The 22,221-nt window shown below is 69.0% G+C and carries 16 protein-coding genes; 9 read left to right on the top strand and 7 right to left on the bottom strand.

The features are described 5' to 3' along the window. Positions 1 to 65 precede the first annotated feature (65 nt). Positions 66 to 503 carry a S66 peptidase family protein gene (locus AC3RJ9_RS09740; protein ID WP_206495989.1) on the top strand — a complete coding sequence of 146 codons (438 nt, stop codon included), beginning with the start codon at positions 66 to 68 and terminating at the stop codon, positions 501 to 503. A 2-nt stretch (positions 504 to 505) separates the two neighbouring features. On the opposite strand, the gene AC3RJ9_RS09735 is transcribed toward AC3RJ9_RS09740, so the two are convergent. Beyond that, entirely contained in the window at positions 506 to 682 is a 177-nt protein-coding gene (locus tag AC3RJ9_RS09735) for a hypothetical protein (protein ID WP_489727653.1), read from the bottom strand. Between the two features lie 385 nt (positions 683 to 1,067). Between AC3RJ9_RS09735 and AC3RJ9_RS09730 the strand changes: the two genes are divergently transcribed. Genes AC3RJ9_RS09730 through AC3RJ9_RS09700 form a run of 7 tightly spaced genes read left to right on the top strand, consistent with a single transcriptional unit; the run spans position 1,068 to position 10,140 of the window. Then, positions 1,068 to 2,183 carry a DNA cytosine methyltransferase gene (locus AC3RJ9_RS09730; RefSeq protein WP_206495987.1) on the top strand — a complete coding sequence of 372 codons (1,116 nt, stop codon included), beginning with the start codon at positions 1,068 to 1,070 and terminating at the stop codon, positions 2,181 to 2,183. 35 nt (positions 2,184 to 2,218) lie between these two features. After that, the gene (locus AC3RJ9_RS09725; RefSeq protein WP_206495986.1) at positions 2,219 to 4,930 is read left to right on the top strand and encodes a Z1 domain-containing protein; all 2,712 of its coding nucleotides are present in this window, start codon (positions 2,219 to 2,221) and stop codon (positions 4,928 to 4,930) included. Next, positions 4,923 to 5,897, top strand: coding sequence for a PD-(D/E)XK motif protein (locus tag AC3RJ9_RS09720; RefSeq protein WP_206495985.1), 975 nt, complete (start codon positions 4,923 to 4,925; stop codon positions 5,895 to 5,897). The genes AC3RJ9_RS09725 and AC3RJ9_RS09720 overlap by 8 nt, the downstream gene beginning before the upstream one ends. 4 nt (positions 5,898 to 5,901) lie before the next feature. Further along, complete coding sequence (locus AC3RJ9_RS09715; protein WP_206495984.1) at positions 5,902 to 7,887, top strand: hypothetical protein; 1,986 nt, start codon at positions 5,902 to 5,904, stop codon at positions 7,885 to 7,887. Beyond that, positions 7,887 to 8,789, top strand: a complete 903-nt coding sequence (locus tag AC3RJ9_RS09710; RefSeq protein ID WP_206495983.1) for a hypothetical protein — start codon at positions 7,887 to 7,889, stop codon at positions 8,787 to 8,789. The genes AC3RJ9_RS09715 and AC3RJ9_RS09710 overlap by 1 nt, the downstream gene beginning before the upstream one ends. After that, positions 8,786 to 9,685 (top strand): DUF6339 family protein, encoded by a 900-nt coding sequence (locus tag AC3RJ9_RS09705; RefSeq protein WP_206495982.1) that lies wholly within the window; start codon positions 8,786 to 8,788, stop codon positions 9,683 to 9,685. Before AC3RJ9_RS09710 ends, AC3RJ9_RS09705 begins: the two co-directional genes overlap by 4 nt. Before the next feature lie 56 nt (positions 9,686 to 9,741). Then, positions 9,742 to 10,140: a very short patch repair endonuclease gene (locus AC3RJ9_RS09700; RefSeq protein ID WP_206495981.1), complete on the top strand. Its 399-nt coding sequence runs from the start codon at positions 9,742 to 9,744 to the stop codon at positions 10,138 to 10,140. Positions 10,141 to 10,240: 100 nt separating this feature from the next. Here the strand turns inward: AC3RJ9_RS09700 and AC3RJ9_RS09695 are convergent, their stop codons facing one another. The 5 genes from AC3RJ9_RS09695 to purB form a co-directional block, all read right to left on the bottom strand. Beyond that, complete coding sequence (locus AC3RJ9_RS09695) at positions 10,241 to 11,797, bottom strand: DUF1846 domain-containing protein (RefSeq protein WP_134377443.1); 1,557 nt, start codon at positions 11,795 to 11,797, stop codon at positions 10,241 to 10,243. Between the two features lie 66 nt (positions 11,798 to 11,863). Continuing rightward, entirely contained in the window at positions 11,864 to 12,877 is a 1,014-nt protein-coding gene (locus tag AC3RJ9_RS09690) for a trimeric intracellular cation channel family protein (protein ID WP_060775426.1), read from the bottom strand. A gap of 72 nt (positions 12,878 to 12,949) precedes the next feature. Then, entirely contained in the window at positions 12,950 to 13,849 is a 900-nt protein-coding gene (locus AC3RJ9_RS09685) for a trimeric intracellular cation channel family protein (RefSeq protein ID WP_489727652.1), read from the bottom strand. A gap of 150 nt (positions 13,850 to 13,999) precedes the next feature. Continuing rightward, a complete protein-coding gene (locus AC3RJ9_RS09680) occupies positions 14,000 to 15,163 on the bottom strand; it encodes a hypothetical protein (protein ID WP_363932599.1) in 1,164 nt (387 codons plus the stop codon). Positions 15,164 to 15,302: 139 nt separating this feature from the next. Continuing rightward, complete coding sequence (gene purB / locus AC3RJ9_RS09675; protein WP_489727651.1) at positions 15,303 to 16,742, bottom strand: adenylosuccinate lyase; 1,440 nt, start codon at positions 16,740 to 16,742, stop codon at positions 15,303 to 15,305. A gap of 196 nt (positions 16,743 to 16,938) precedes the next feature. Here purB and AC3RJ9_RS09670 point away from each other — a divergent pair, with 196 nt between their 5' ends. Then, positions 16,939 to 18,519, top strand: a complete 1,581-nt coding sequence (locus AC3RJ9_RS09670; protein WP_098094205.1) for an AMP-binding protein — start codon at positions 16,939 to 16,941, stop codon at positions 18,517 to 18,519. A gap of 1 nt (position 18,520) precedes the next feature. Here AC3RJ9_RS09670 and AC3RJ9_RS09665 read toward each other — a convergent pair whose 3' ends face one another. Next, on the bottom strand, positions 18,521 to 22,111 hold the full coding sequence (locus AC3RJ9_RS09665; RefSeq protein ID WP_159833546.1) for a TM0106 family RecB-like putative nuclease: 3,591 nt from the start codon (positions 22,109 to 22,111) through the stop codon (positions 18,521 to 18,523). Between the last annotated feature and the right edge of the window lie 110 nt (positions 22,112 to 22,221).

The following is a 22,221-nucleotide window of genomic DNA, read 5'->3' as shown; positions in this document are numbered from 1 at the left end:
CACCAGTGGGCAGTTCTGATGGCCACCAGCGGGAAGAAACACTGGCCGCCTATGGGCAGAACTCAATGGCCCTTGACACATGGGGCGGCTGCCTCGAGGTGCTGCCGTGGGTGATGGCGGCCGGCCGCGGGCCTGCGGACACGGCGGTGCTCGAGGGCGGTGTGCTGTTCATCGAGACCAGCGAGGAGCTGCCGAGCGCCGGCGAGGTGCGGCGGCTGCTGCGGATCCTGGGGGAGCGCGGCGTGCTCGGCGCCGTGGACGCCGTGCTGGCGGCCCGCCCGCCGACGAGCTCCTTCGAGGCGCCGCGGGGTGCGGAGGAGCGGGTGCGGCGGCGCGCGGAGCAGGCCGATGTGGTGCTGGAGGTGGTCGGGCGCTACAACCCGGACGCGGTGGTGTGCGTGGGCGTGCCGTTCGGCCACACGCGGCCGCAGTGGGTGCTGCCGCACGGCGGCGTGATGACCGTGGACGGTGAGGCGAGGCGGGTGTGGGCGGAGTATTCGTGAGGTCAGGGGACGAGCGCCGCATCTCCAAATGACTGCTCGACCAGGGAGCGGAGGTCGCGCGCCAGGCCAAGCATGAGTGCCGGGTCTGACCTGTAGAGCTCCACAAGGGCGAGGTCCTGGACTGCTCCCGGCTTGAGACCGTGCTCTCCGCCGGGGTAGTGCCAGATGAGGTTGGACACCTTCATCTTGACGGCATTCGGATTTCGAAAGTTGCCCGGCAGGCTAAGTCCTGGATGGAAGGGGCCCTGAGCGAGTAGACGAGACAGGCCCACGACTGAGGGTGTCCCCTCACTCGGGTTGGCCCACTCCAGGTGATGAGCAAGTCCGAGAGCGAGCAGAGTCTCCCCCGTGGTCCAGGGCGGTGTGGCCATCGTCCTCGTCCTTCCGAAGGCTTCATGAGTTCCGGTCATCCTCTGACACGCGATGTCCCCGTGGAAGAGGCCCAGCGGGCGCCGCGTGTGAACACGGTGCCCTCCAGGCTGCCGAGACGGCAGAATCGCGCTAAGCTGCAGTATGCCGCGCGCGCTTCCCAGCAGGTCTGCGGCGAAGAGCGATAGAGGTTGCATGGAAACGTTCAAGATGGGGGAGTTCTTCTCCGGGCCTGGAGGCATGGCACTCGGCGCCCACCAGGCAGTCGAGAGGGACCCTGAACTGCGGGACAGGATGTCTCTCCAGCACGCGTGGGCTGTCGACATTGACGAGTCATCCTGTCTTACGTACCGACGCAACATTCCCGGTGCGACGCTGAAGTCTGTCAAAGTCGGTGACGCGCGAGCCGCTGCCGAGAACATCGACTCCTTCGGCGACATTGACGGATTCGCCTTTGGTTTTCCCTGCAACGACTTCAGCCTTGTCGGTGAGCACAAGGGGCTCGACGGTGATTTCGGCGGCCTCTACAAGACCGGTGTCAGGGTTCTCGAGGCAAAGCGGCCCAAGTGGTTCGTCGCCGAGAACGTGGGCGGCATTCGAAGCGCGAACGGCGGTCGCGCGTTCCAGGTGATTCTGGAGGAGCTCAAGGACGCCGGATATCGGATCACTCCGCACCTCTACCGGTTCGAGCAGTATGGCGTTCCCCAGGCGCGGCATCGCGTTCTCGTCGTGGGGGTTCGCGATGATCTCGACGTCGAGTACGCCGTGCCAGCCCCCACTCACGGACCCGGGACGGGATATGCCTTCGTCACGTCAGGAGAAGTCGTCGCGGCGCCAATGGACGCATCCGTCACGAACAATGAGCGCACCCGCCAGTCCAGACAAGTGGTCGAGCGCCTGGAGCTCATCGACCCCGGCGAGAATGCGTTCAATGCGAAGCGCATGACAGACCAGGCTCGGCTCAATGTCCGTGGCGCCACCATCAGTCAGATCTACCGTCGTCTCGACCCGGCCAAGCCGTCCTACACCGTGACGGGATCCGGCGGCGGCGGCACCCATGTCTACCACTGGGATGAACCGCGGGCCCTCACCAACCGTGAGCGTGCACGCCTCCAGACATTCCCGGACACTTTCCACTTCGAGGGGAGGCGGGACTCCATCCGGAAGCAGGTCGGCATGGCAGTTCCCCCGCTGGGAGCGCAGGCCGTCTTCACGGCGCTGTTCAGGAGCCTGCTGGGGATTCCCTATGAGAGCATTGCTCCGACTCTGACGACTGCACGCGACAGCTCCTCACCCCAGCGGCTGTTCTGAGACGCGATCCCTGCATCCACCTGGAGGACCAGCACATGACTGACAACTCGGCAATGAAGGATCTGCTCGCCCGCCAGGTGGTGAACCGGATGAAGCGTGGCCGGACCATGGAGGAGGCAGTGGAGTCACTGCTGGATGACTCTGACGATGAGATGGTCATAGCCCTACGTGAACTGTTGCATGATCATCGGGTTAAGACTGACAAGTGGGCCGAGCGCATCCGTGTCCGGATTGATCCCACAGGCGGTGCAATTGCGGTGGATTCGGACAACAATGAGAGCTCTCATCGTTCCTGGTATCTGTCGTCGGCAGGCCCGCGCTGGTCCCAGCTTCGTGAGAAGATGCTCAGCACGGGTCTGGCAGAAGCGATCCCTTCGATCGACCGCTCGAGCGATCAGATCGTGTCGCAACTCGCCGAGCCGTACTCGATGCAGCGCCGTCGGGGCCTGGTCATAGGAAATGTCCAGTCCGGCAAGACGGCGAACTACGCGGCTGTCGCGGCTAAGGCCCTGGATGCGAACTACAAGTTTGTGCTCGTCTTCTCCGGCACCTACAACAACCTCCGAGCGCAGACCCAGAAGCGCATTACGAGGGACCTGGGTGTGGAGGAGAATGCCCAGCAGTGGATCACTTTGACCACGACCCAGACTGATCTTCAGGCCGCCAGCTGGGTCAACGCCGCGTCGACTGTGTCCAGCCTTCTGGACGGAGACCGCACGATGATCGCGGTGATGAAGAAGCAGACCTCTCGGCTCGACCATCTGCTGAAGTTCCTCGACCAGATCGACGAGCAGACACTCCGTAGGCTTCCGATCCTCATCATCGACGACGAATCCGATCAGGCGACCCCGGACAGCTCGCCGAATCCGGAGGATGACCCGACGAAGATCAATGCCAAGTTGCGTCGCGTGTGGTCGAAGGTTCGGAACGGAACGTACGTCGGCTACACGGCCACTCCCTTTGCGAACGTGCTCATGGACCCTCAGGATGCTGCCGATCCTGACGACCCCTCGGCCGGATCCCTCGAGAGTCTCTATCCGCGGGACTTTCTCGCCGTCATGCCGACACCCAAGAACTACTTCGGGGCGGAGACCCTCTTCGGAATCCGCGATGGCTTCCTCGACGGGGAGGAATCCGAGGGACTCGACGTTATTCGCCGTATCCCGCGCGAGGAATGGAGCGATCTGGGTCCCCAGCGGCAGAAGGACGCCGCCGATTTCGTTCCGACGGTGACCAGTTCCCTCGGTGATGCCATCCGGTGGTTCATCGTGGCGAGCGCCATCCGTCGTCTGCGCGGCCAGAAGGACAAGCATTCGTCGATGCTCGTCCACACCACGGAGCGCACGGATCCGCACTTCGCCATGCAGGAGGCGATCAACGATTTCCTAGATCCCATGAAGGAGCGAGCACGAGAAGGCGATGTCTCCGAGTTCCGTGCGATCTTCAACGAGGAGGAGGACCGTGTCGCGGAGCTCTACACCGGAGACGGCCCTGCGCCGACCTGGCCGGCTATCCAGGGTGAGATCCTGAACGTGCTTCGCGTGCTGCGCGTCGTCGTCGACAACGGCAAGGAGGCTCACGCTGATCGGCTGGTGTACGACGACGAGCACCCGTCCACGGTGATCGTTATCGGTGGCGGAACCCTCTCCCGAGGTCTGACACTTGAGGGGCTCTTCGTCTCCTTCTTCACCCGTAGCTCCAAGGCCTACGACACCCTCCTGCAGATGGGCCGCTGGTTCGGCTACCGGCCAGGATACGAGGACCTGCAACGGATCTGGCTGGCGGAGGGCTTGGACTCCGACTATCAGTTCCTTGCTCAGGTGGAGGCCGAGGTGCGTCGAGAGATCACCGAGATGGCGAGCCAGGGAAAGACTCCCGGCGAGATCGGGCTCAAGATCCGCCGGCATCCCGGCCGTCTTGAGGTGACGGCTCCCGCCAAGATGAAGCACGCTCGCCAGATCGAGTACACGTTTCAGGGCCGGAACAAGCAGACGATTCTGTTCGACTTCGCGACGTCGGGTCTGCAGAAGACGAACACCCGTATCGCTGTCGACTTCCTTCACCGCATCTCCGACCATGCCGTGACATCGGCGCCCGGTCAGGGGTCGAGGCTCTACAAGGGTGTTAGCTTCGAACGTGTTCAGGAGTTCTTTGATAAGTTCGCCATGCACCCCAAACACCAGGAGGAGCACAAGCGGGCTCTCGACTGGGCTGCGAAGAAGCTTCCGGAGAAGTCTTGGCGGGTCGTGCTGGCGGCCGGTGGCGGGGAACAGGTGCTCGCGGAGCAGGGCCTTCAGGTGAAGGCGGTGCGGCGCGCGCCAATCAAGGACCCCGAAGAGGGGTCGGTCAACATCCGAGCGCTCATGTCCGGCAACGACCGAATCGCGGACCTGGCGACTGAGGGCAGCCCGCTTGCAGAAGACGCTGGTAACGGTGATGAGCAGAGCGCCGCTCGGTTGCGCCCGAAGAATGAGGGAGGTGCGAACGGAGAAGGCCTGCTGATCCTCTATCCGATCTCGCGCATGTCGCGAGCTCGGTCCGGTGCGAAGGACCGCGAGGATATGCAGGAAGTGCTTAAGAAGATCGACCCCGCCCTGGCCGAAGTCGATATGAACGAACCCTTCTTCGGCTACGCGATGGTCCTCCCCTCGGATACGGAGGGCCTGCTCACGCATGACGGGGACTTCCTCGCGGTCGAGATCCCCGCAGCTGATGAGGAGGAGCCTGAGAATGACCCGAATGCGTGAGGCGTTCGCGCGTGTGGCGAATGAGCCCAGTGTATGGAGCGCTTCCGAGTTCCACGTCGTCGAAGTGCAGGGACGGCCGGTCGGCCGTCGCGTGTGGGTGGGGAAGGACCAGCTGAGCACGCCGACCGCCTTCTTCGAGTCCGGGGACGACCGGCTTCTCAACATTGAAGTGAGCCAGGCCATTCGTCTTGCGTCGGCGACGATTCAGAATGAGCTCGGAGATGCGCTGAGAGCAGTGCAGATCCGGTGCCTCGAACCCCGGCTCGAGGGGGTGTTCCACACGTTCCTCGAGGACGTCATTGCCAGCGTGGATGCGGGCGGGACTGTCTATGACGCACTCGCTAGCACGGTGCGCGAATGGCGCCGACTGCTGATGATCGCCCGCGAGGGGATCAGCGAGCAGGCGCTGAAGGGCCTCTATGGGGAGCTCAGCATCCTCCGCCAGATCGTTGCGGTTCATGGCGCCTCGGCGTTGACCCTGTGGGAAGGCCCGGAGCGGGGCCGGCATGATTTCGTGGGCGACGTGGTCAGCATGGAGGTGAAGACCGCCGCACTCCAGAACCGCCAGGCCGTCACGATTCACGGTCTTCGTCAGCTGGAGCCCTCGGAAGGTTCTGATCTCTACCTCGCCGTCACTGAGGTGGATCCCCACCCGCGCGGAGAGCGGCTCTCCGACCTAGTCGAGGAGATTGTCGACGCAGGAGTCGACGAGTCTGGTATGCGCAAACGGCTGGCGGCCTTGGGATACGTCGTCGACATGCCGGGAACGGAGGACCATCGGTTCAAGCTGGTCTCCACGAAGTACTGGCATATCACGGAGAGCACCCCGGTGCTACGCCGCTCCGTCCTGCCCGAGGCTGTCGTCAACGCTGTCTCGGACCTCAGCTACTCACTGGACCTGTCCGCCCTGGGGGACGGCTTCAGCGAGGAGTTCGACTTCACCAGAATCGCTCGAGAGGAGGCCTGACTTGGTGGCTGAGGTTCGACTGCGCCGCTACTCCAAGCCTCGTGGGCCGGGTGACCAGACCAGCGGAGGCCGCGGCAAACTTCTGAACACCCAGGGTCATCTCACCCGCCTGGACGTCCTTGTTCGGGAGACTCTGCAGAACTCATGGGACGCGGCAGATCATGAGAACTGGTTCCCCGCCTACGGCGCCAGCATCCGCCGCGCGGACACCTCTGTCCGGGAGATTCTCTCCACGCAAATCTTCACGGAGATCACTGAGGATCTGAAGCTGGGAAAGTTGCAGGCTGCGCTGACCTCTCCCGACCTCCATGTGGTGGAGATCTTCGACCGTGGGACCACCGGCTTGAACGGGCCCGTCAGGTCAGGCGAAGCCGCCCCACCCGGACAGCCGAACAACTTCAACGCCTTCGTCTTCGACATCGGGACCACGAAGCCCCAGGGGGGCGGCTCTGGAGGGACCTACGGCTTCGGCAAGACGGCGACCTTTGAGGCGTCGGCAGCCCACGCCGTTGTCTACTGGACCCGGTGCGAACGAGGCGACGGGACTCTCGAGGACAGGCTCATCGCCTCGGCTCTCCACGATGAGTTCGACATCGGTGGCAAGCGGTACACGGGAGCCCACTGGTGGGGAGACATGGGCCAGGAGGAGATCCTCCCCTTGCGCGGTGACCACGCCAAATTCCTGGGCGAGGCGCTGTTCGAGACGCATTTCGGCGAGGAGGAGACGGGGACGTCGATCCTCGTCCTCGCTCCTACCGTGCTCACTCACCGGGACGGCGACGTGGACGAGTGGGTCCCGGTGGGCACGGACGAGCAGTGCGACATGCTCGGGCAACAGATGCTCGATGCGCTGGTGGCGAGTGCCTGGCCCAAGGTGGTGCCATACGGTGACGGGGATGCCCCCATGATCGTCCAGTTCTCCGTACGTGGTGAGGAGGTCGACATCGCCACTGTCGTCGAGGAGCGTCTTCCCGTGTATGCGCACGGCCTCGCCGCCATCCGATCTGCTCAGCTCGGAGAAGACGCCGCCTCTCCCTGGGCTGTCCCGGTCGGCATCCGAGAGGAGGCAGTGACTCCGATCCGTCTGAACCCTAAGGCCTCTGCCGGCTACCCGCTTGAGGACTACTTCGGCGGGCGGGATGATCGGACGGCAGGACACCTCTACATGGCGAAGGTTCTAAGGGACCCGCTGGCCTCCGATGAGGAGGCACGCAAGCGGGACAGCCTTTCCGTGATGCGTTCCGAGACGGAGATCGTGGTCAATTACACTCCGATGCCCGTCGACGAAGGTGAGATGTACGAGTGGTTCGGCGTTTTCAAGCCGACTCCGGAGTGCGATCGGCATTTCGCTGCATCAGAGCCGGCGACGCATGACGCCTGGAATGTCTCGATCCCGGACAACCCCGTGGCGGTCTACGTCGTAGGCCACACGATGCAGAACGTAGCCTCCAAGGTGCGCGGCTTTGTCCGCAAGGACTCGGCGAAGAAGATCCGGGGAGAGGTCCGGTCCGCGCGCGTGCTTTCCCGTGCCCTCAACTCATTCGTGCCGACGGGCTCGGACACCTCCCTTTCGGGACTTCCCGCCCCGAGTTCTCCCGGAAGCATGTCGAGCTCGGAAGACACGACTGCACAGGGGGACCACGAGGGTGGATCCTCGTCCGGCGGACGTCGAAGGCCAGGCAACCAGGGTAACGCCACGGTGCAGCTTCGAGGCAGCCGGCAGCTCCCAGGTGGAGCCTGGGAGATTGACTTCGAAGTGCAGAACGAGAAGGGACGCGAGCGAATCGTGGAGGCAGTGGTCAAGGCGCGTGAGTGGGGCGGTGCGGTGGAGATGGACGCGTCGAATGTTGACGTGGAGTGGGCCCTGGGTACTGAACGTCGTTCGGGGCCTAGCATCACGATCACAGGACCGACTGAGGGGTCGGTGAAGATCACGCCCCACTTCACCGCGGCGATGACCTTCGACCTCGTCGTGGGCAGGGGGGCTTGATGGCGCCGTTGTTCCTCTCACCGTTTCCCCGTCTGGACCCGAGCTCCGCCTCGTGGCAACGGTGGGCGGTCGACTGCGATGGTCGCGATGTCTCTCTCCAGGATCTCGCGGAGCATTGCGATGCAAACTCTTCTCTCACATTTCTGATCGACGTGAGTGTTGATGCTGACGCGCTGGAGGCACTCGAATCACCGGGGTCTCCTGTGCTCGTGGTTTCTGTGACCTGCTCGGCGACGGCGTTCATCCTCACACACCGAACACCGTTGACGCGGAGCGGCGACCGTTTCGTCGCGCGTGGAGAGCTACGTCTTGATGCACATGAGGTCACGGCTCAGCTCGATTTGGCGGCCACGATCGTGGCGCCGGTTGCTGACCAGCCCTGGCTCAGAGACCGGATCGTGGCGGAGGCCAAAACGGAGAAGGTCTCGCTGGAACCGAGTCAGCCCGGCTTCCCGGTAAGCGTGGTGTCGTTCAGGAACGAGTCCTGGCAAGCGGCCCCGTGGCGCTTCGACCTCTACGCTGCGGGTCTCGAGGACGGATTCAGGTCGTCGATGCGCCTCTATGTGAACGAGGACTATCCCCAGGCGATCGACCTGCTCGACGGGACAGCACCACGCATTTCTATGGCACTGCTTGAGGCTGACATCGCACGCCAGCTGATCGCCGCGGCCCATCGCCTCAGTCGGGATCTTGCGGAGAGCGGGTCCGATGCGTCTCTGAGCGGTGATGTGGACGCGGTGGCCGAGGAAAACCCTGAGTCCATCGCCGCTGCCGCGGCTCGGATCGCGGCTCGGTTCTTCCAACGTTCACTGCGGGAGGTGTGTGGAATCTACCGAGATGAGCCCGAGTACTTCGAGTACCTCTTGATGTCCGCGACTCACGTGCTGGAGGGAGACGCATGAATCAGTACACGCTCATGCCGCGACTGTCGCCGACAGCTGCACGCCAGCAGCGCATCTTCCTGTGGGAGAGCGACGGGGTGATGGAATTCGACCGTGGGGTGGTTGAGGATGCCGTGGCGGCTCCTGATGCCTTCCCCTCCACCGGCGGAGCCCCTGCCACAGTGGACGAGCTGCTGCGGTTGCGTGAGGCCCTGCTCGAAGAAGTCTCTGTCGCGCCGCAGTCGAGCATGGCGGACTTCGATCTGGCTCTCGGCCGCGCCCTCTTCACAATGTCCTCTGGACAACGCGCGGAGTTCGCTCATCCACAGGTCTGGGACTTCCTAGCTCTCGCCCTGCTCCCCGACCTGGCAACGCGTCGAATTCGCTCGTCCCAGACAGCGCCGAGTCGTAAGTCGTTCCAAGATCGCCTCATCGGTGGCAACCGGCGGCATGTGATGGAGAGGCTTTGGAAGCGGTGGGTGTTGTTCGGCCCCGAGATTGTGGAGTCCCGCCGTCCCTCGGAGGACCTCTACGCTGCCATTCTCGAGAGACCCTCCTTATGGAGAAACCCGGCCTTTGCTCGAATCGTGATGGAGAAGTTCCTTGCTGAGGGGACTGCCAGAGGAGAGAAGACGGGGGAAGGCTATCGGCAGCTCATCATGCCGATTCGAGCCGCTACAGGTTTCGCTGATCTGACGACAAGTGACGTGGATTGTCTGCGCTCTGTCGTGGACCACCAGTATCAGGAGGCATCAGAGCCGCGGGGCCGTGATGTGAGAGGCGCGAAGTCATCGACCATGGCTGTTGATGCGGTCGCGAGCGAGTCCCTGGCTCCGGTGGAATTTGCTCCTGAGTCGGCGCCGCAGCCCACTGCCCGTCGCCGGCCCACGCTTCGGCGTCTCTTCGGAGGGAGATGACGAGCGGAGGTTCCGAAGGCACCTCTTGGGCTTCCTCTCCGGTGGCGCGCGCGACGATGCGCGGGAACAGGGCCCGAGACACCAAGCCCGAGCTCGCCGTCCGTCGCCGGCTCCACGCAACCGGCCTGCGCTACCGTGTCAACGCTCGGCCGGAGAAGGACCTGCGCCGCACCGTGGATATCCTGTTCCGGCCCGCTCGTGTGGTCGTGCTCATCGACGGCTGCTACTGGCACGGCTGTCCGGAACACTACATCGCTCCGAAGGCCAACGGCGGCTACTGGTCGGACAAGGTCGCCACCAATCGCACTCGTGACGCGGAGACCACCCGGGTACTGACCGAGCGAGGATGGCTCGTCCTCCGCTTCTGGGAGCACGAGGACCCGGCCGTCGTCGCGGAGCGCATTGTCGCCGTCGTCAACGAACGGAGGCCCCGGCGAACTACCGGGGCCTCCTGAGCGGGCCGCGGCCCACGCGCGGCCCGCTCCCACTTCTCGAACGAAAACGCCCCGGGGCCGCCCGTTTTGTCAACGAAAGCGACCGCAGGAACCGCCCCGCTCACCGCTTCCGGTACAGCCCCTTCTTCTGGAACTTCGGCTCGCTCGTCACGAGCATCCCCAGGGACCGGAAGATGCCCTCGTCCACGGAGCCGAGGATCGTCGTCGTGTGCACGTCGCAGCCCTCGAGGCTGGCCAGCTGCTCGACGGCCGCCTTCGCGTTCTCGTCGGTCGCCGCGGACACGGACAGCGCGATCAGCACCTCGTCCGTGTGCAGCCGCGGGTTCTTGGAGCCCAGGTGCACGGTCTTGAGCGTCTGGATCGGTTCGATCGAGGCGGGGGAGAGCAGGTGCACGTCGTCCTCGATGCCGGCCAGCACCTTGAGGGCGTTGAGCAGCACCGCGGCGGAGCAGCCCAGCAGCTCCGAGGTCTTGCCGGTCACCAGGGTGCCGTCCGCCAGCTGCACGGCCGCGCCGGGCTCGCCGGTGCGCTCGGCCACCAACTGCGCGGCACCCACCACCGGGCGGTCCTCCGAGCTCAGGCCCAGCTTGGACATCACCAGGGCCACGCGCTCGGACTCGGTGTCGTCCGTGCCCTCCAGCGCCTCGTTGACCTGGGCCTTGTAGTAGCGCCGGATGATCTCCTGCTTAGCGGCCTCCTGGCACACCTCGTCGTCCACGATCGCCGCGCCGGCCATGTTCACGCCCATGTCCGTGGGGGACTTGTACGGGGTGGTGCCCGTGACCTTCTCCAGCAGCGCGGACAGCAGCGGGAACACCTCGACGTCGCGGTTATAGCTGGTCACCCGCTCGCCGTACTCGGCCAGGTGGAACGGGTCGATCAGGTTGATGTCGTCCAGGTCCACGGTGGCGGCCTCGTAGGCGGCGTTCACCGGGTGCTCGAGCGGCAGGTTCCAGATGGGGAACGTCTCGAACTTCGCGTAGCCGGCCGGGATGCCCCGCTGCCGATCGTTGTACACCTGGCTCAGGCACGTCGCCAGCTTGCCGGAGCCCGGGCCGGGGGCCGTCACGACGACGAGGTCCCGCGTGGTCTCGGACCACTCGTTGGCGCCGAAGCCCTGCTCCGAGACGATCGTGGACATGGCGTGCGGGTAGCCGGGGATCACGCGGTGGCGGGCCACCTTCAGGCCGAGGCGCTCGAGCTTCTCGAGGAACGCCAACGCACGGTGGTTGGCGTCCTCCAGCTGCGTGACCACCACGTGCTCCACCAGGAACCCGCGCTCCCGGAACACGTCCACAAGGCGCAGGACGTCGTCCTCGTACGTGATGCCCAGGTCCGCGCGGACCTTGTTCCGCTCGAGGTCCTTGGCGTTGAAGCACACCAGGATCTCGGTCTCGTCCTTGATGCGGTCGAGCATCGCGATCTTGTTGTCCGGGGTGAAGCCGGGCAGGACGCGGGAGGCGTGCAGGTCGTCGAAGAGCTTGCCGCCCATCTCCAGGTACAGCTTCCCGCCGATCTGGCGGCGGCGCTCCTGGATGTGCTGGGACTGGAGCTCGATGTACTTCGCGCGGTCGAATCCGACGCGGTGGAGGGGGCCGGAGGCCGCGGCCTCCGTGGTGGTGCTGGCGGGGCGGGCGGTCTCATGCGTGCCGGTCATGGACTCTCAGCATAGACCTGTCCGCGGGGCGCGTGGCCCCGGCCCGGCGTCGGGCCCCCGCATCCCTCAGTCCCTCGGGTCCTCCGGGTCGTCCGCGATCCAGTCGTGCTCGGGGTCGTCGAAGCTGCGCGTGCGCCCGGTGCGCAGGTCGGTGACGTCCATGACGCCGGTGCCGCGGTCCAGGCGCACCTGCTGGTGTGAGGCGGGGTCGACGACGGTGATCGTCTGGGTCTGCGGGTCGTAGTCGTCCACCCGCACCTGGTCCTCGTACTCCTGCCGCGGTCCGTAGGACCCGTCCGCGTCGTCGTCGGGGAAGGCGGGGGCGCCGGGGGAGCGCAGCCGGCGCTCGAGGGTGCGCTCCACCCGGCGCGCGGCCGCCTCCTGCGCCTGCGTGGCCAGGCGCCGCAGACGCGCGAGGGACTCCTTGTCCTGGGAGATCTCCGCGCCGAAGAACCGCCACTGGTAGCGGTAGGCGATCATCCGCACCGCGAAGATCAGGAACGCGATGAGGAAGCCCGTGAACGCGTTGAGCGCGCCGTTCATCGCCACCACGGTCGCCAGCACCGCGCCCAGGAACGTGGGGAGCACGTAGACGCCGCGGGGGTCGAAGATGGACGGGACCTCGTTGGCGACGATGTCCCGCAGCACGCCGCCGCCGAGCGCCGTGACCATCGCGATCACCACCGTGGACACCGGGTGCACGCCCATCGAGTGCGCCAGCAGCACACCGGACACCGTGAACAGGGCGAGCCCGGCGGCGTCGAACAGGGTGATGGTCAGGTTCAGCCGATTCGGGTGGATCACCTTGACGTACACGAGCAGGGACACCAGCACGGGCGGGGCCAGGTAGACCGGGTTCTCCAGGGACGCGGGCAGGCCGCGGTCCAGCAGGATGTCCCGGGTGAAGCCGCCGCCCAGCCCGGCCAGCAGGGACAGCGCCAGCGAGCCCACCAGGTCGAACTGCTTGCGCGCCGCCAGCAGCGCCCCCGAGGTGGCGAAGAAGAAGATCCCGATCAGGTCCAGGGTCGTGAGCAGCCACGGGACGTCGGTGAGGGTGGCGAAGAACTGCTGCACGTCCACGGCGGCTCCTTCCGTCGGGTCCGGGGATTCACCGGCCATTGTCCCGTGCGGCCCGCGCAGTGGCTCGTTTGTTCACCCGGGTGTCCCCGGAGGTGTGACGTCCTCGCCGGCTCCGGGCGCCTCCTCGTTCGCCGGGGGGCCGTCCTCGCCGGGGTCGGCGGGCGGCCCGTCCCGGCCCTTGCGGTCGCGGATGTCCGGCACGGGCGGCTCGTCGTGCGGATCCAGGCGCTGGCGCTGGGTCTCCCCCGAGATCTCGGCCCCCGGGGCGAGCCACTCCCTGCGCAGCGACACCACGCGCAGCACGAGCACGAGCACCATCACCGCCGCCGAGGTCAGCGGGCCGAGGAGCTCCGCCTGGCCGAGGGCCGCCGTCGTGCCCGCGCCGAGGATGGCCGGCAGCGCGTACCAGCCGCGCCCGCCGAACACGGCGGGCGGTTCCCCGGCGACGACGTCGCGCAGGATGCCGCCGCCGACGGCGGTCACCAGGCCCAGCACCGCGGCGGCGACCGGGCTCAGGCCGGCGAGCAGGGCGATGCGCGTGCCCACCACGCAGTACACGGCCAGGCCGATGGCGTCGAAGGCCATGACGGCGTGGTGGCCGCGCTCGCCGTCGAAGATCCGGAGGAACACCGCCAGCGACGCGACCGCCGGCAGGATCAGGTACCAGGGGTTGTCGAAGGCCGCGGGCACGTCCCGGCCGACCACGAGGTCACGGACGACGCCGCCGCCCGTGCCCACCATGAGGGCCAGCAGCAGGGAGCCGACGATGTCGTAGCCCTTGCGCACGGCGAGGACGGCACCCGAGATCGCGAAGAAGAACACGCCCACGAGGTCCACGGCGGTGATCGCCGCGGTGATCGCGTCGGCGAGCTCGCCGTGCGCGTCGATCGGCTCGGGCACGTCCCGTTCGAGTTCGGCGGGGTCCTTGGGGGCGGCGGACAGCAGCCACACGGGGAGAAGTGGAAGCAGCACCCGCCCATCGTCCCCCGTCAGGCGGTCCCGGGTCAGCCCTGGGCCGAGGCCGGCCCCGTCACAGGGCGGAGCCGGCCTCTCCCGGAGGGGCGGGAGCGGCGCCTGGTGGTGCCGCAGGTCAGCGGACGAGCGGCAGTCCGGCGCTCCGGGTCAGCGGGCCAGGCCGAAGCGACGCCGGCCGGCGACCAGGGCGCCCGTGCCCACGGCAGCGACGGCGGCCAGCCACCAGGCCTGGCCGGAGCCGGTCTCCACGGTCTCGGGGACGGTGTGCTCATCGGCGGGCTCCGAGGGCTCGGAGGCCTCCGGGGCGTCCGTCGAATCCGGGGCGGGGGTCGCTGGGGACTCCGGTGCGGGTGCCTCGGATTCGTCGTCCTCGCCCTGGGCCTCGAGGGCCTCCCACACGCGGGCCTCGTCGAACGGGAGACCCGTGCCCTGGACCCCCAGGTGGGGGTCGGCGGCCCGCGGGTCCCCGATGGAGAACGTCACGACGAGCGTCTTCTCCTCACCCGTGGTCTCGTCGGTGATCGTGAACACGGCCTGGTCGGTGCCGGTGAAGCCCTCGTCCGCCACGTAGACGGTGCTGGCGAAGCTGCCGCGCTCCTCACCGGGAGTCCAGACCGTGGGGTCGCCGATGCGGGGCAGCTCGACGAGGGTGCCGTGCTCCGGCTGCTCGGTGACGGTCAGCGTGGCCACGCCGGGGGCATCGCCGCTGGAGTTGCCCTGCAGGTGGACCAGGCGGGAGCCGGGAGCGGCGAGGTGGGTCTGGTGGTCCACCGTCGGGCGTGCGCCGAATTCGCAGGTCTGCGGGCCCCTGGCGTCCAGGAACATGCCGGGGACGTCGTCACCGAGGTTCCGGTCCTCCCCGAACACCAGAGTCGCGGTGGCCTTCCCGTCCACGTAGAGGGTGAAGACGGCGCCGGCGGTGCCCTCCTCGTCGAGGACCCGACGCTGCTCCAGGACGTCCACGTAGCCGGCCTCGAGCTCGGCGTCGTAGGTGAACTCCACATCCGTCTCCGGGCCCATCTCACCGGGGACCTCATAGGAGATCTCCTCGAGGTCCGTGAAGGCCGGGTAGAACGGCGCCACGGTCACGCGGACGTCCTTGACGGCGTGCTGCGTGTAGAAGCGGCCCGTCCGGGGCGAGAGCTCCGTGGAGCCGAAGGTGCCCCCGACGAAGTGCCCGTTCTGGCACCCGTCCGTGGTCTCGGCGGGGGCGGCGAGGGCCGGGGCGGCCGCGGTGGCGGCGAGGCCGCCCGCCAGGACGGCGGCGGCGAGGGCGGTGGACAGCGGGCGGGTGGTGCGGCGAGCGGACATCAGGTCTCCTCGGAGCGTGCTCTACGGCGGGTCGTGGCCGCCGGGTGGTGGCCACGCCTCAGCTTGCCTGCGTGGCGCCCGCCACACCAGAGGCGTGCTCAGGTTGTGATCATCCTGTCCTCGGATCGTGACCTGGGCGTCAGTCCTGCGCCGGCCCGAACTCCTGGGCCAGCTGGGCCGCGATACCGGTGTACCCGGCCGGGGTCAGCTCCAGCAGGCGCGCCTGGGCACCCTCGGACAGGCCGAGGCCCTGCACGAACTCGCGCATGCGCGCCCCGTCCACGCGGTGGCCGCGGGTCAGCTCCTTGAGGCGCTCGTAGGGGTTGTCCATGCCCGGCACGCCGGCGATCGCCTCGGCGCGCATGACGGTCTGGATCGCCTCGCCGAGGACCTCCCAGTTCGTGTCGAGGTCCTCGGCCAGCACGGGCTCGGCCACCTGGAGCTGGCCCATGCCCTTGGTGACGTTGGTCAGGGCGAGCACCGAGTGGCCGAGGGCCACGCCGATGTTGCGCTGCGACGTCGAGTCCGTGAGGTCGCGCTGCCAGCGGGACTCCACGAGGGTGGCGCCCAGCGAGTCGAGCAGGGCGCAGGAGAGCTCGAGGTTCGCCTCGGCGTTCTCGAAGCGGATCGGGTTCACCTTGTGCGGCATGGTGGAGGAGCCGGTCGCGCCGGCCACGGGGATCTGCGCGAAGTAGCCGATGGAGATGTAGCTCCACACGTCCACGCAGAAGCCGTGGAGGATCCGGTTGAAGCGCGCGACGTCGGCGTACAGCTCCGCCTGCCAGTCGTGGGACTCGATCTGGGTGGTCAGCGGGTTCCAGGTGAGGCCGAGGTGTTCCACGAAGGACCGGGAGAGGGCCGGCCAGTCCGCGTCGGGCGCGGCGGCGAGGTGAGCGGCGTAGGTGCCGGTGGCGCCGTTGATCTTGCCCAGGTACTCCTGGCCGGCGATGCGCCGGGTCTGACGGCTCAGGCGGTGCACGAACACGGCCATCTCCTTGCCCAGCGTGGTGGGCGTGGCCGGCTGGCCGTGCGTGCGGGAGAGCATGGGGGTCTCGGCGGCCTCGGCGGCCATCGCGGAGACGGTGGCCACGGCGGCGCGGGCGGCCGGCAGCCAGACCTGCTCGACGGCGTCGCGCACGCCCACCGCGTAGGCGAGGTTGTTGATGTCCTCGGAGGTGCACGCGAAGTGCACGAGCGGCTTCAGCCGGCCCAGGCCCAGCCCCTCGAGGCGGCCGGCGATGAAGTACTCGACGGCCTTCACGTCGTGCACCGTGACCTTCTCGGTGGCCGCCAACTCGGACACGGACTCCGCGTCGAAGTCCGTGACGATCGCCCGCAGGCCCGCCTGCTGCTCGGTCGTGAGCGGCTCGAGACCCGGCAGCACGCGGTGCTCGGCCAGGTGGATGAACCACTCGACCTCCACGTGGATGCGGTTGCGGTTCAGCGCCGCCTCGGACAGGTGCTCCACGAGCGGCTCCACCGCCGCACGGTAGCGGCCGTCCAGGGGGCCGAGGGCGATGCCGGCCTCGGCGAGGGAACGGCGGTGGGCGGTGGACGCGGGCGCGGGCTGCGAGGTCATGGCCCCCATTCTGGCAGGCGCCGCGGACGCCCGCCGAAGGCGACGACCGGGTCCGTCCTCGACCGCGACGGGGTGGCGAGTGCAACATCGAGTGCAACATGCGGACGCGCCCGGTGGCCCGGGGCGCGGTGGACCTACCGTGGCTGACGTCGCCGTCGCCCGGCGTCGGCGTGCCGCGAGGGATGAGGAGACCAAGATGACGGAACGGACCGGGCAGGCCCACGAGGCCGGGACGATCGACCGGCTGATGGCCGGGTGGGTCGCCGATGTCGAGACCCCGGACGCCTGCGCCGCCCACCTGCTCTGCGACCGCTGGCCGGCCGACGCCGTGGCGTTCCGGTTCGTGGCGGAGGACATGTCCGCCGTCGACCTCACCTTCGGCGAGCTGGCCGACCGCTCCCGCCGCCTCGCCACCGGCCTCGCCGCTCGCGGCGTCACGCGCGGCGACCGGGTCCCCGTGATGATGTCCAAACGGGAGGAGCTCGTCATCACGCTGCTGGCCCTGTGGCGGCTCGGCGCCGTGCACGTGCCGCTGTTCACCGCGTTCGCCGCGGGCGCCGCGCGGATGCGCATCGAGGGCGCGGCGGCGCGGCTCGTCGTCGCCGAGCCCCGCCAGGCCGAGAAGCTCACGGACATCCCGGGCATCGAGATCATCCGCACCGGCCCGGAGTGGGACGCGCTCGCGGACTCCGCGCCGCTGGCCGAGGACGTCGCCGTCGGCGGGGACGGGCCGATCGCCCTGCTGTTCACCTCCGGCACCACCGGCCGCCCCAAGGGGGTGCCTGTGCCGCTGCGCGCGGCCGCCGCGTTCGCCGTCTACCTCACGTGCGCGGTGGACCTGCGCCCCGAGGACCTGTTCTGGAACGCGGCCGACCACGGCTGGGCGTACGGGCTGTACTACGGGATCGTCGGCACGCTGGTGCTCGGGGCGACCTCGGTGCAGTACCGCGGCGCCTTCTCCCCGGCGACCATGGTCGAGGTGATCCGCTCGCAGGGCATCACGAACCTCGCCGGCGCCCCCACGATGTTCCGCGCGCTGGCCAAGGCCGGGGAGGTCACCGAGGACGCCCCGCTGCGGCTGCGGCGCGTGTCCACGGCGGGGGAGCCGCTGCCGCCGTCCGTGCTCGAGTGGGGCCGGACGGCCCTCGGCACGGAGATCCGCGACCACTACGGCCAGACCGAGCTGGGCATGGTCATCTGCACCCTCGCGCACCCCGAGCTGGCCGCGCCGCCCCGCCCGGGTTCGATGGGTGTGCCCCTGCCGGGGATCGCCGCGGAGATCCGGGACGGGCAGATCGCGATCGACGCGGCCTCGCCCCTGTTCTGGTTCCCCGGCTACCTCGGGGAGCCGGAGAAGACCGCGGAGCGTTTCACCCCGGACGGGCGCTGGTACCTGACCGGGGACACCGCCCGGCAGGACGACGACGGCTGGTTCTTCTTCTCCTCCCGGGACGACGACGTGATCCTCGCCGCCGGCTACCGGATCGGCCCGTTCGACGTGGAGTCCGTGCTCATCGACCACCCGCGGGTGCAGGAGGTCGCCGTCGTCGGCCTGCCGGACCCGGAGGGGGTGCGGGGCGAGGAGGTCGTGGCGTTCGTGGTGCCCGCCGGGGCCGTCGCGGACCCGGACGCCCTGGCGGCCGAGCTGCAGGCGAAGGTCCGCGACGAGTACTCCAAGCACGCCTACCCGCGCCGGGTGCACTTCGTGGACCGGCTGCCCAAGACCCCCTCCGGCAAGCTGCAGCGGTTCCTGCTGCGCCAGGGCGCCGCCGGCTGAGTCAGCGGTGCACGAGCCGCAGGAACGCGCCGATCATCGGCAGGTCCTCGGGGCGGGTGGGCAGCGCGTCCGCGAGGGCGGGGGAGTGGACGAGGTAGGCGGCCCACTGTCCGCGCGAGATCGACACGTTGAGCCGGTTACGGTTCAGGAGGAAGTCCAGCCCGCGCGGCACCTCCTGCGGTGAGGACGCCGCCATCGTCAGGATCGCGACGGCGGCCTCCCGGCCCTGGAACTTGTCCACGGTGCCGACGGTGGTGCCCTCGAGACCGGCGGCGTCGAGCGCCTCCCGGACCGTGGCGACCTGCGCGTTGTACGGGGCCACCACGATCACGTCGGACGGCTCGAGCGGCCGGCCGGGGTCGTCCGGGCCGGTGGACCAGGTGCGGCCGAGCAGTGACTGGATGATCTCGACGACGGCCGCGGCCTCCTCCGGCGAGGACACCGCGTTGCCCGTGTGGGAGACCGGCCACGGGTGCAGCCCGGGCTCCACGCCGTCGAGGCGGCGGGCGTCCGTGACGTCCTCCTTCGCGCCGAGCTCGCCGGCGTAGGAGAGCGTGGAGACGGCCTCCGTCAGCGCGGAGTGCATACGCCAGGAGGTGTCCAGGAAGAAGCCGCGGTCTGCGCGCAGCACCGGCTCGTCGGCGGCCAGCCAGCTCAGCGCGGCCTCGCCAATCGGCTGGGGGTGGGTCCCCTTGGTGACCTGCGGCAGCTGCTGGGGGTCGCCGAGCAGGAGCACAGTGCGGGCCATGGCCGCCGCGGCGAGGGTGTGCGCCAGGGAGAATTGCCCGGCCTCGTCGATCACCAGGAGGTCGAACTCCTGCACGTCCTCGTGCGCGAAGGTCCAGGCGGTGCCGCCGACGACGTGGCCGGGGAGGCCGATGTACGGCTTGGCGTCCGACACCGTGGCCCAGGGGCGCTCGGGCGCGTCCTTGCCGCGCTTCTCCGCCTTGAGCACCTGTTTCTTCGGCACCCCGATGGACACGAGCTTGCCCAGGAAGTTCTCCACCACGGCGTGGGACTGGGCCGTGACGCCCACGCTCCACCCGCGTTCGAGCAGGGCCTTCACGGCGTGGCTCCCCACGTGGGTCTTGCCCGTCCCGGGAGGGCCCTGGACGGCGACGTAGGAGCCCCGCGCGGACTCGAGCGCCTCCACGAGCGCCTCCCAGCCCTGGCGGGCGGGAGCGGGCGCGGAGTCGCCCTCGCGCAGCTCGGTGGAGATGGCCGCCAGGGGGCGGCCGGCGGTCGCCGGGGGGCGGCGCGCCAGGATGTCGAAGGCGGCCGTGGACGGGGCGGCGGCGTCGCCTCCCGATCCCGGCAGACCGCCGGCCTGCACCGCGGTCCGGGCGCGCTCGCGCAGGCGCTCCTTGAGCTTGTCCGTGTTCACCACCGTGTGGGCGAACGCCGCCATGGGCAGCTCCGAATGCTGCTCCACGTCCTGCGTGGGGATCTTCTCCCGCAGCAGCACCACGGAGCTGCCGTCCGGGCGGTCCTCGACGTCCTCCACGACGGCCTTGGCACCGACCCAGCGCACCGCGTTGGGTTGGAGGAGGTCGCGGCGGTCCGCCGGGACGTCCTCGTACACCGTGATGGCCTCGGCTCCGGGCTGCAGCGAGCTCCCCGGCTCCAGGGTGCCGGTCATCCGCAGCACCCGCTGGAAGGTCCGAGCGCCCTTGGGTCGGTGCCAGTCCTCGGCCACGTCCACGCGGTCCGCCACGACGTTGGCGCGGGCGTCCTGCCACTCATCCGGCGGGGAGATGCCGCGGTCGAAGAAGGCCCACCACACGGGTTTGTCCTCGCGCTGGTAGAAGCCCAGCCCGGCGGCGAGCAGGGCCACGCCGCGCTGCTCGTCGTCCAGGACGGCGTCCGCGTCGTCCGCGGTGGGCAGGAGGCCCAGGAGGTCCGCCTCCAGGCGCGCGTCCTCGCCCTCCAAGGCGGGGGCGGGCTCGACGAGGTGCTCATCGTCGTCGGGCCGGGGTGCCGTGGCGCCGTGCTCGGCGGTGCGCCCCACCTGCTCCAGCAGCCAGTCCCGCAGCCGCGCCGTGGAGACGCAGTCGTACCGGTTGTAGTCCTCGATGTCGGCGCGGATCGCCCGCGCGACCTCGGTGTCTCCGGCCTCCAGCGCGGCGACGTACCGGTGGTACTCGGTGACGCTGTCCGCCGCCGTCGTGACGCCGTCCTCCGCCCGGTGCTCCACCCCCATGTACAGCGGCTCGAGCCTCTTGATCGAGTAGCTCGGCACGCCCGCCCGCAGGCTCGCGCGGACGGTGGAGTACAGGTCCACGAACAGGCCGGCGCGCAGCCAGTCGTCCAGCTCCCGCTCGCCCACCCCGTGGCGCACCGTGAGGCGCTTGAGCGCGGTGACCTCGTAGGGCGCGTAGTGGTAGACCCGCATGCCGGGGTGCGCCGCGCGACGGGCCTCCACGAAGCGCACGAACTCCTCCAGCGCCGCCCGCTCGGCGGCACGGGTGTCCGCCCACAGGCCCGTGAACCGGAAGTCGGCCGAGGCGGTGCGCGCGGTGTCCCCGCCCGGCGCCTCGACCCAGCCCCACAGATACTCGAGGCCCTCCATGCTCCCGTCCGCGGAGACCCACAGCGGGTCCCCCTCGAAGTCGAAGAAGACGTCTCCGGCGTCCGGCACGGGCAGCCCCGCCACGGCCCGCGGGTCCACGATCCGATGCGGCGGCAGCCCGTCCGCCCCGGCCGGCTCCAGCTGGATCGCCGCCTGTTCCCGCAGTGCCTCCCACGTGCGGCGGGCCATGCCCTCCGGCGGTGCGACGGACGCCGCGAGCTGCTCGATGGTCATGATGCCGGCCTCGCGCAGCCGGGTGCGCTGCAATCGCGTGGCCCCCGCCGTGAGCAGCACGTCCCGGTGCTCGGCGACGGCCTCCTCGCACGCCTCGCATGCGCCGCAGACGCTCAGGCGGTCGTCACCCCAGCGGGCGGGCTCCCCGGCGGCCACATGATCCTGCAGCAGCGCCTCCAGCCGGGCGCGCTGGTGCCGGTACACCGGGATCACCTCGTCCAGGTCCGCGACGTGCCGGGAACCGTCCCCGAGCCACAGGCTGCCCTGCCGCGCCCGCGGCACGCCCATGCCGTCCAGCAGGTCCGCGTACGCGGCGATCTGCAGCAGCGCCGTCACCCGCGCATGCCGGGCCAGCTTCGTGTCCACCACCTCGTACGCACCCTCGGGGTGCTCCTCGTCCGTGCGGAGCACGAGGAAGTCGGCCAGGCCGCGGAACGCGCCGTCGTGCAGCATCCCCTGGAACACGACGGCGGGACGCGCGGCCAACGCCGCCGCGGTGCGCTCGCGGGCGGCCCGCACACCCTCGGGCGTGTATCGCTCCGGGCGGGCGAGCCGGACCACCTGGTCTGCGCCGTGCTCCGCCTCGAGTCGCGCGAGCACGCGGGACTCGTGCTCGTCCCCGAGGCGGGAGACCCGCTCGAGGAACGCATCCGCCACGCCGATCCGCGGGGCGCGCCCGAGCGCGGGGTCCACCGTCCCCCGCAGCCACCCGTAGGTGCACGTCGCGGCGGCGGTGATGTCCGAGGGGCTGAGCATGAAGGAGGCGCGGTCCGGCGCGAAGGTCACCATGCCGTCACCCTAGACAGCAGCTGCGGACACGATGGGCAGGGCCCGCCCACAGGGTCCCGGCGCGCCTCGCCCCGGCGGCGGCAGGGCGGCGGCGCGCGTCACACACCGGG

This window comes from Micrococcus sp. 63XJN7_6_ISO-PGPR-S23-444, assembly GCF_058072765.1.
The sequence above is the reverse complement of the archived record's forward strand: the minus strand, read 5'-3'. Positions and strand labels throughout refer to the sequence as shown.